The organism is Blastococcus sp. KM273129 (assembly GCF_021698995.1).
Classification (GTDB): domain Bacteria; phylum Actinomycetota; class Actinomycetes; order Mycobacteriales; family Geodermatophilaceae; genus Blastococcus.
On sequence record NZ_SSXB01000161.1, the window covers coordinates 1 to 1,327 of the forward strand.

1 protein-coding gene is annotated in these 1,327 nt (G+C 72.6%); it reads right to left on the reverse strand.

Annotated elements, in window-relative coordinates; translation table 11 throughout:
* Positions 1-8: 8 nt before the first annotated feature.
* Positions 9-1,070: an IS110 family transposase gene (locus tag E9565_RS21820; RefSeq protein ID WP_236828883.1), complete on the reverse strand. Its 1,062-nt coding sequence runs from the start codon at positions 1,068-1,070 to the stop codon at positions 9-11.
* Positions 1,071-1,327: the final 257 nt, after the last annotated feature.

A 1,327-nucleotide genomic window follows, 5' to 3' on the forward strand; every position in this document is an offset into this window, starting at 1 on the left:
GGACGCTCCTATGACGCGTCAAGGGCTGAGGGTGGGGTTTCGAGGCGTCGGTAGAGCTCGCGGGCGATGTAGCGCTTGAGGCAGCGTTTGATCTCGCGGTCGGTCTTGCCTTCGGCGCGGCGGCGGTCGGCGTAGGTGCGGGTGCGTTCGTCGTGGTGCATCCGGGTGAGGGTCACGGTGTGCAGGGCTCGGTTGAGTTGGCGGTCGCCGGAGCGGTTGAGCCGGTGGCGCACGGTCTTGCCCGAGGACGCTGGGATGGGTGCGGTGCCGGCGAGCATGGCGAAGGCCGCGTCGTCGCGGCAGCGCCCAGGGTGTGACCAGGCGGTGAGCACCGTGGCGGCCACGATGGGACCGACTCCGGTCAGCTCGAGCAGGTCCGGCCGCCAGGAGCGCACGGTGGTGCGGATGGCCTTCTCGTGGTCGAGTGCCTCGGCCTCCAGGAAGCGGATGCGCCGGGCCAGTTGGCGCAGCACGGTCAGCGCGGTGATGGCCTCGATGTCCCCGCTGCTGGCCGCCGGGCGGAGCGCTGCGGCGGTGGTGATCACGGCGCGGGTGGTCTGGCCACGGAACCGGCTGCGGACCGGCTCCGGGCTGGTGATGACCATGGCCAGCAGTTGCCGCGTGGTGGCACCGGCGGCCTCCACGGCGGCGCGGCGGGCGGTCAGGCGCATCTGCAGCGCGGCTCGTTCGGCGCCGGTCTTGGGCTGGGCCAGCTGGGTGCGGGCCAGCGCGTCGCGGGCGGCGCGTTCGGCGTCGATCGGATCGGACTTGGCCCCGGCCCGCCGGAGGGGCCGCTTGGGTCGGTCCAGCTCCACGACCAGCTCGCCGGTGGCGGCGAGGTGGCGGGCCAGGCCGGCGCCGTAGCCGCCGGTGCCCTCCATCGCCCAGGCCCGCAGCCCGGAGTGGGCCTCGGCCACAGCGATGAGCTCGGCGTAGCCGTCGGGGTCGGCGGGAACCGTGGCTCGGGCCAGCACTGCGCCGGTGCGGGCATCGAGCACCGCGGCGGTGTGGGTCTGGCTGTGGGTGTCGACGCCGATGACGACCTCGACCAGTTCTGCCAGCATGGACATGCGTTCTTCTCCTTGACCGGGGGGACGCTGCAGGTCCCGGTCCGGTGCGGAGATGGCAGGACTGTGATGAGACACGCCAGCGCCAACTGGCGGTCAAGCTCCTGATCAGGCCAACGTCTCCGGCCGGGCCGGTGCCGGCAGCAGCGAGCGGACAAGTCCGGCCAAAGGCACGAAGCCAGTCAGACGACGGGTCACGCTCACCGCTGCCGGCCGTCAGCCCATCACTGAAGGACCGACCCGGCCAGCCTCACAGTCAG